Genomic DNA, 742 nt, shown 5'->3' on the forward strand with positions numbered 1-742 from the left:
AGGCTGGCCGCGGTCTTCCAGCATGCGCCGGAACCTGTGATCCGACCCGTAGAGCGCATCGGCCAGGACGAAGGCGCATGGCGTGCCTTCGTCGAGGAGTCTTTCCACCATTTCGCGCGCCATCGCGGGCTTGGTCGCAAAGGTCACGTCCCTGGAGATATGCGCCTTCGCGCGACGCGCCCGATCCTCCGCCCATGGTTTCGGCAGGTAGAGCCGACGGTCGATCAGCGCGTGGCCGAAGCGGCTGGCATAGGCGGCGAAGACGCCGACCTGGCAGTTCTCGATCCGCCCGGCCGTGCCGGAATACTGCCGCGCGACACCCACCGAGTGCGTGCCCTTCTTCAGAAACCCCGTCTCATCAACGACCAGGACGCCCCCAGGGTCGTCAAGCGCCTGTACCACGTAGCGCCGGACCCGGTCGCAGAGCGCATCCGCCGACCACGACGAGCGACCCAGCAGCGACTGAATACGATACGGTCGCGCATGCCCGGCTTCCTCCGCCAGCATCCAGCCCGTCTTTCGTTCGGCCCCGGATAGAAGCCCATCGATGAACGCGCGCGCCGACGCCCGCTACTCGCTCCGTCGAAACGCCGGCTCGATGAAGCGCTTCAGATCCTCCAGAGTATCCCGCCAATCAACCAGCGTCCCCGCCCAATCCGCAACCGACACGCCCGTCGCTCCCTGTCAGCCCCAACAATGACACAGAGGCACAATCGCACATGAAATGAAACTGAAGTACTAG

Annotated in this window: 1 pseudogene; it reads right to left on the reverse strand. The window is 65.1% G+C overall.

The features are described 5' to 3' along the window. A pseudogene (locus P1J78_RS25075) lies at positions 1-669 on the reverse strand (IS701 family transposase); the annotation flags it as partial. Positions 670-742 lie beyond the last annotated feature (73 nt).

Source organism: Psychromarinibacter sediminicola (assembly GCF_029168335.1).
Taxonomy (GTDB): domain Bacteria; phylum Pseudomonadota; class Alphaproteobacteria; order Rhodobacterales; family Rhodobacteraceae; genus Psychromarinibacter; species Psychromarinibacter sediminicola.